Genomic DNA, 3,426 nt, shown 5'->3' with positions numbered 1-3,426 from the left:
GCCTCGATCTCGGCCAGGATGCGCTCGGCCCCCGGGAAGCCGCCCGCGCGGGCGCCGCCCCGGCGACGGGCGGGCGAGATCGCCCAGGCGAGGCTCGCCTCCACCGGGCTGGTGCCGGGATCGATGTCGGCCCCGTGGAGCGGCAGGCCGGCCTCGAGGCGCAGGGAATCGCGGGCGCCGAGGCCGACGGGCAGCACGTCGGGGCTCGCGAGCAGGGCCTCGGCGACCGCCTCGGCGCGCGCCGCGGGCACGGCGATCTCGAACCCGTCCTCGCCGGTATAGCCGGAGCGGCTGACGAGGCAGGGCGTGTCGAGGATCGCGACCATGCGCACGTCCATGAAGCGCATCGCGGCAACGTCAGGGGCGAGGCGCGCCAGCACCTCGCCGGCCTTGGGCCCCTGCAGGGCGATCAGCGCATCCGGCAGAAGCGCCAGGTCGATCGCCTCGGGGAGATGCGCGCGCAGATGCGCGAGATCGGCCGCCTTGTTGGCCGCGTTGACGACGACGTGCAGCCGCTCGGGCCGGCGCGCCACCATCAGGTCGTCGAGGATGCCGCCGGCCGCGTCCGTCAGGACGCCGTAGCGCTGGCGGCCGTCGGCGAGGCCGCGGATGTCGATGGGGATCAGCGCCTCGAGGGCCGCCGCCGCCTCAGCGACGTCGCCGGAGCGCGGCGTCACGGCGATCTGGCCCATATGCGAGACGTCGAACAGGCCGGCCGCCGCCCGCGTGTGCAGGTGCTCCTTGAGCAGCCCGGCGGGGTAATGCAGCGGCATGGCGTAGCCCGCGAACGGCACCATCTTGGCGCCGAGGCGCAGGTGGAGCGCGTGCAGCGGCGTCGGCGCGAGCGATGCGGTGGCTTGGGGGGCGGCAGGGCTCATGGCCCCGGCAGCGTGCGAATTCATCGGGCACTCCACGACAGACGGTTCTCGCCCGCCGGCCGGCTGGCAAGGTGCCCCCATCTGTCGCGGTTACCTGAGAGCTTCCCTCACCCGACGGACGGGCGAGGTTTCTCCTTCGGTGGACGCCGGTCGGCGCCTCTCTCCAGATTGTCCAACGATACGGTGATTGTGCCTGAGAGTTTCCGGGGGTGGTTGCTCCGTCGGCGCCATGACCAGGCTTTCGACCGGTCTGGGCTCTCCCGTACCGCCTGTAGCGGACGAACCTGTGGTCGCATGGTGCGGCGCGGGAGGCAAGCCGCTTGCCGGGCCGGCCGGTGACGGTCAGCGCCGCATGTCGCGGAAGCGGCAGGTGCGGCCCTGGTCCTGATAGCCCGCCGGGCAGCGGCGCACGCAGGCGCCGGCCGCGTATTTGAGGGGCGGCCGACAGGCGTCGCGGAAGCGCTGCTCGCCGAACAGATACGACTGGGCCGGCCCGGCCGCGGCGGGCGTCGCCATCGGCGCGGCGACGAGAATCAGCAGGGCAGCAAGAGAGAGGCGCATCGAGGGTCCCCGGGATCGCAGGCGGGCAACGCGCCCGCGGGCCGGCGGTTCGGAGCGCGTCGACTCCCCGGGCACCCTCAGCGCCGCCGGGTCGAGCCCCGCAGCACCGTCCGTCCGCTCAGGATCACCTTGCGCACCGGCTGGCTCGGGCTCTCGATGCGCGCGAACAGGAGACGCATCGCCTGAGCGCCGATCTCGGCGACGGGCTGCTCGATCACGGTCAGGCCCGGCTCGACCAGGTCGGTCCAGGGCTCGTTGTCGAAGCCCGCCAGCGCGAGGTCTGCGGGCATCGCGAGGCCGAGATGGCGGGCGGCGCGCACTGCCCCCATCAGGATCAGGCCGTTCGAGAGGATCAGCGCCTCGGGCCGGTCCCCCTGCCCGAGCCAGCGCACGGCCTCGGCCTCCGCGGCCGCCGCGTTCGGGGCGACCGCGCGGGCGAGGGCGGGAAGACCGTGGCGGGCCATCGCCGCCTCGTAGCCGGCGCGGCGCTCCCGCGCGGTCGAGCTCGTCGAGCCGAACAGGCCGCCGATCCGCGCGTAGCCCTGGGCGACGAGGTGGTCCACCAGGGCGCCGGCCGCCGCCGGGTTGTCGAGCACCACGCTGTCATGGGTGCCGGGCAGCCCCGAGCGGTCGATGAACACGGTCGGGAAGCCGAGACTCCCCTCGGTCAGGGCGTCGGCGGTGGTCTTGGTGGGGGCGAAGATCACGCCGGTGACGCGCTCCTCCTCCATCAGGCGCAGGTACATCGCCTCGCGGTCCGGGTCCTCGTCGGTGTTGCACAGGATCACCCGCATCCCGGCCGCATAGGCCGCGTCCTCGACGGCCCGGCTCACCGCCGTGAAGAAGGGATTGCGGATGTCGGCCACGATCAGGCCGATCGTCTGTGCCGATTTCGAGCGCAGGCGCCGGGCCGAGAGGTTGGGCCGGTAGCCGGTGGCCCGCACCGCCGCCTCCACCTGCGCCCGCACCGCCTCGCTCACCGGGCCGCGGCCCAGCGCCCGCGAGACGGTGGCCGTCGAGACGCCCGCCGCGCGGGCCACGTCGCGGATGCCGACGCTCATGAGGCAGGAAACGTTTTCACCATCATGGCGCGGTTCTGCCACCGCACCGCGCTCTCGGCAAGCGGACCACCTGCATTTTGATGCCAAGTCCTGTTGACTCATTTTGTGAAAACGTTTTCATTCGGCGCAACACCGCACCCGGTGATTCACCCGGGGCGTGCTCACCCGGGAGGAGAGCCGTCATGCTGGCGCCGACGCCGAAACTCGCGAGCCCGCGCCTGCTGGTGCGCCTCGCCGCCGCCCCCGCGAGCAAGGAGGCCGCGATCCGCGAGGCGGCCGGGCTCCTCGCCGCCGCCGGCTGCATCGACGCCGCCTACGGCGCGAGCATGCTGCGCCGGGAGGCCGTGTCGAACACCTATCTCGGCCACGGCGTGGCGATCCCGCACGGCATGGTCGACGACCGCCACCTCGTGCGCGAGAGCGGCCTCGCGGTGCTCCAGATTCCCGGCGGCCTCGCATGGCACGACGGCCAGACCGCCCGGCTCGTGGTCGCCATCGCGGCCCAGTCGGACACGCACATCACGGTGCTGCGCCGCCTGACCCGCCTGATCCAGGACGAGGCCCGGCTGGAGCGCCTGGCCTCGACCGCGAGCGAGGCGGAGATCGCCCGGGCGCTCACCGAGGATTCGGCGGCGCCCGACCTGTCGGGGCCCGCCACCGACCTGCGCCAGCGCTTCGACTGGACCGTCGATTACCCGACCGGCCTGCACGCCCGGCCCGCCGCGCACTGGGTCGAAACGGCGCGGACCTGCCCGGCCCGGATCCAGGTGCGCCACGGCGCCCAGGTCGCGGATGCCAAGAACCTGATCGCGCTGCTGCAGCTCGGCCTGCGCTGCGGCGACGCGGTGACGAATGCCGAACGGCCGGAGCCGGTCTGGTGGCGTGCCCCGAAGGCGCTGCTGGCGTTCGCCTGCGGGGCGGCCCTG

4 protein-coding genes and 1 riboswitch are annotated in these 3,426 nt (G+C 73.7%); of the genes, 1 reads left to right on the top strand and 3 read right to left on the bottom strand.

Annotated features, from left to right (window positions below):
* From gcvT to LW587_RS23725, 3 genes are all read right to left on the bottom strand, one after another.
* A partial coding sequence (gcvT, locus tag LW587_RS23735) for a glycine cleavage system aminomethyltransferase GcvT (protein WP_232632033.1) occupies positions 1 to 902 on the bottom strand: 902 nt, incomplete at its 3' end.
* A gap of 147 nt (positions 903 to 1,049) precedes the next feature.
* A riboswitch (glycine riboswitch) is annotated at positions 1,050 to 1,151 on the bottom strand.
* A 69-nt stretch (positions 1,152 to 1,220) separates the two neighbouring features.
* Positions 1,221 to 1,439, bottom strand: coding sequence for a hypothetical protein (locus LW587_RS23730; RefSeq protein ID WP_232632032.1), 219 nt, complete (start codon positions 1,437 to 1,439; stop codon positions 1,221 to 1,223).
* Between the two features lie 77 nt (positions 1,440 to 1,516).
* Positions 1,517 to 2,500: a LacI family DNA-binding transcriptional regulator gene (locus LW587_RS23725; protein ID WP_232632031.1), complete on the bottom strand. Its 984-nt coding sequence runs from the start codon at positions 2,498 to 2,500 to the stop codon at positions 1,517 to 1,519.
* 182 nt (positions 2,501 to 2,682) lie between these two features.
* Here LW587_RS23725 and LW587_RS23720 point away from each other — a divergent pair.
* Positions 2,683 to 3,426: PTS sugar transporter subunit IIA (locus LW587_RS23720; protein ID WP_232632030.1), on the top strand; the 744-nt coding region annotated here is incomplete at its 3' end.

It is taken from the genome of Methylobacterium sp. Leaf118, assembly GCF_920984675.1.
GTDB lineage: Bacteria > Pseudomonadota > Alphaproteobacteria > Rhizobiales > Beijerinckiaceae > Methylobacterium.
The sequence above is the reverse complement of the archived record's forward strand: the minus strand, read 5'-3'. Positions and strand labels throughout refer to the sequence as shown.

Bases quoted from the DNA above. Each gene is read 5' to 3' on its own strand.
- LW587_RS23730 (WP_232632032.1), bottom strand. From the start codon at position 1,439: ATGCGCCTCTCTCTTGCTGCCCTGCTGATTCTCGTCGCCGCGCCGATG.
- LW587_RS23725 (WP_232632031.1), bottom strand. From the start codon at position 2,500: ATGAGCGTCGGCATCCGCGACGTGGCCCGCGCGGCGGGCGTCTCGACG.